The sequence below is a fragment of the Longimicrobium sp. genome (assembly GCF_036280135.1).
Lineage (GTDB): Bacteria > Gemmatimonadota > Gemmatimonadetes > Longimicrobiales > Longimicrobiaceae > Longimicrobium.
This window is the reverse complement of the sequence record NZ_DASURI010000349.1, coordinates 1-3,101: the sequence shown is the minus strand read 5'-3', so window position 1 is coordinate 3,101 and position 3,101 is coordinate 1. Positions and strand designations below refer to the sequence as shown.

Here is a 3,101-nt window from a genome sequence, read left to right as displayed (position 1 = left end):
CCGAGTGCGTCAAGATCAAGGCCACCCTCACGCCCGGCCTGGAGCACGGCCGCGGCCAGACCATCGACTTCAACCTCGACAGCCTGGCGCCGGGCGAGACGCGGACGGTGGCCATCGACATCGGCCCGGAGCAGCTGGCGTTCTGGGGGATCGAGATGCGGCGCGTGGTGGAGCCCGGCGAGTTCGAGGTCCGGGTCGGCAGCTCGTCGCGCGACGAGGACCTGCGGACGGTCATCCTGCGGGTCCGCTGACCCGCCCCACATCGAGAGAACAACGCATGGCGCAGACTGCACAGGCCGCCGCGGCACCCGCCGCGCCCGCCCCGCGCACGGCGGCGGACGGCACGGAGCGGCTCTCCGTCCGGGAGAAGGTCGGCTACAGCCTGGGAGACACGGCGGCCAACTTCATCTTCCAGACGATGATCATCTTTCAGCTCGCCTTTTACACCGACACCTTCGGGATCTCGGCGCGGGCGGCGGGCACCCTGTTTCTCGTGGTGCGCGTGTGGGACGCCATCTTCGACCCCATCATGGGCGTGGTGGCGGACCGGACGAACACGCGCTGGGGCAAGTTTCGCCCGTGGATCCTGTGGACGGCGCTCCCCTTCGGCATCATGGGGATGCTGACGTTCACCACGCCGGACCTTTCGCCCAGCGGCAAGCTGTTCTACGCGTACACCACCTACATCGTGCTGATGATGGTGTACAGCGCCAACAACCTGCCCTACAGCGCGCTCAGCGGCGTGATGACGGGCGACGTGGGCGAGCGGACGAGCCTGAGCCAGTACCGCTTCATTTTCGCCATGCTGGCGCAGCTGGCCATCCAGGGGCTGGCGCTGCCCATGGTGAAGTACTTTGGCCAGGGCAACGACGCGCGCGGCTACCAGGTGACGATGGGGATCTTCTCCGTCCTGGCCATCGTCTTCTTCGTCATCACCTTCAGCACGACCAAGGAGCGCATCCAGCCGCCGCCGGACCAGGAGCAGAACATCCGCCGCGACTTCGCGGACCTGGGCCGCAACCGCCCGTGGGTGGTGATGTTCGTCCTCACCCTCATCCTCTTCATCACGCTGGCCCTGCGCGGCGGGACGGGGCTGTACTACTTCCGCTACTACGTGCAGCGGTCGGTGGACGGCGCCGTCGTCTCCGGCGAGAACCTGTTCAGCATGTTCAACGTGCTGGGCACCTCGGCCACCATCGTGGGCGTGATCCTGAGCAAGCCGCTGGCGCTCAAGTACGGCAAGCGCAACCTGTTCATCGGCGGGCTGGGGTTCACCACGCTGTTCACGGCGGCGTTCGCGCTGTTCCCGCGCGACGGGGTGACGGCCATGTTCGCCACGGAGATGCTGCGGCAGTTCGCGTACGGGTTCACCATCCCCCTGCTGTGGGCCATGATGGCCGACGTGGCGGACTACTCGGAGTGGAAGAACCACCGCCGCGCCACGGCCATCGTCTTCAGCGCCATCGTCTTTGCCCTCAAGGCGGGGCTGGGGTTCGGCGGGGCCATCGGCGGATGGCTGCTGGCGTCGTACGGCTACGTGCCCAACGCCGAGCAGACGGAGCGCGCGCTGGACGGCATCCGCCTGTCCATGAGCCTGTACCCGGCGATCGCGTTCGGCATCTGCGCCGTGTGCCTGCTGTTCTACCGCATCGACCGGCGCACGGAGGTCACCATCGCCGACGAGCTGGCCGCGCGCCGCCGCGCCCTGCATCACACGGCCATCGCCAGCGCGCCGTGAGGACGACGATGACCAAGACGACGATCCTGGCCGCTGCGCTGCTGCTTCCGGCGATGCTGGCGGGGCAGGGGCCCGCGGGGCTTACGGCGCGGCTGGACAGCGTGCGCGCGTACCCCTCGCTCAAGGCGGCGTACCCCGCGCTGCGCATGGGGACCACGCTCAACCTGGACGAGGCGTACGGACGCGACCTGGTGGGCGGCGAGATCATCCGCCACCACTTCAACGCCATCAGCCCCGAGAACCTGCTCAAGTGGGAGTCGGTGCAGCCGCTGCCGGGGCGCTGGGCGTTCGAGGCGGCGGACCGCTACGTGGAGCTGGGCCAGCGCAACGGGATGTTCATCGTGGGCCACGCGCTGGTGTGGCACAGCCAGACGCCGCCGTGGGTGTTCTACAACGCGGACGGCTCGTTCGTGAGCCGCGACACGCTGCTGGCGCGCATGCGCGAGCACATCCACACGGTCGTGGGCCGCTACCGGGGCCGCGTGAACGGCTGGGACGTGGTGAACGAGGCGCTGGACGAGGACGGCAGCCTGCGGCAGTCGCCGTGGCTGCGCATCATCGGGCCGGACTACCTGGCGCACGCGTTCCGCTTTGCCAACGAGGCGGACCCGCAGGCGGAGTTGTACTACAACGACTACTCCCTGGAGAACCCGGCCAAGCGCGCGGGCGCCGTGCGGCTCATCCGCGAGCTGCAGCGGCAGGGCGTTCGGGTGACGGCCGTGGGGATGCAGGGGCACCACAACATGGCCTGGCCCACGCTGGCGGCGGAGGACAGCACGATCACGGCGTTCGCCGACCTGGGCGTGCAGGTGGCCATCACGGAGCTGGACGTCGACGTGCTGCCCCGCGTAACGCGTGGGAACACGGCCGACGTCGCGGCGCGGGCCGGCGCCGACGCGTGCAATTGCCGGCTGAACCCGTACGTGGCGGGGCTGCCGGACAGCGTGCAGCAGGCGCTGGCGGAGCGGTACGCGCAGTTCTTCGCGCTGTATGGCCGGCGGTCCGACGTGGTGCGGCGGGTGACGTTCTGGGGCGTGTCGGACAACGACTCGTGGCTCAACGACTTCCCCATGTATGGCCGCACGAACCACCCGCTGCTCTTCGGCTGGCGCGGCGAGCCCAAGCCGGCCTTCCACGCGGTCATCCAGGCCGCGCGGCGCGGCACCGTCGCGGGTGTGGGTGGAGCGGTGGGCGGAGCACGTGGGCCCGGCGGAGTCGGCGCGGGCAGCGCGGGGAATGAGAGCGCGGATGGCGGCGTCGACGTGGATCCGGGCGTGGGCGTGCAGTAGGGGCGGGTCGGACGAGGGACGAGGGCGGGAGGGGAGGGCTGGAGACGAGGGGAGACGAGGGGAGAGGCAGAGCG

At 69.8% G+C, this 3,101-nt stretch carries 3 protein-coding genes; all 3 read left to right on the top strand.

From position 1 onward, the window contains the following. The coding region (locus VFZ20_RS11005) for a fibronectin type III-like domain-contianing protein (protein WP_329683923.1) at positions 1-251 on the top strand (251 nt) is incomplete at its 5' end. Between the two features lie 26 nt (positions 252-277). Continuing rightward, positions 278-1,738: an MFS transporter gene (locus VFZ20_RS11000; RefSeq protein ID WP_329683922.1), complete on the top strand. Its 1,461-nt coding sequence runs from the start codon at positions 278-280 to the stop codon at positions 1,736-1,738. A gap of 8 nt (positions 1,739-1,746) precedes the next feature. Then, entirely contained in the window at positions 1,747-3,027 is a 1,281-nt protein-coding gene (locus tag VFZ20_RS10995) for an endo-1,4-beta-xylanase (protein WP_329683921.1), read from the top strand. Positions 3,028-3,101 lie beyond the last annotated feature (74 nt).

Excerpts from the sequence above, each read along its gene's own strand:
- VFZ20_RS10995 (WP_329683921.1), top strand. The coding sequence starts at position 1,747 with ATGACCAAGACGACGATCCTGGCCGCTGCGCTGCTGCTTCCGGCGATG.
- VFZ20_RS11000 (WP_329683922.1), top strand. The coding sequence starts at position 278 with ATGGCGCAGACTGCACAGGCCGCCGCGGCACCCGCCGCGCCCGCCCCG.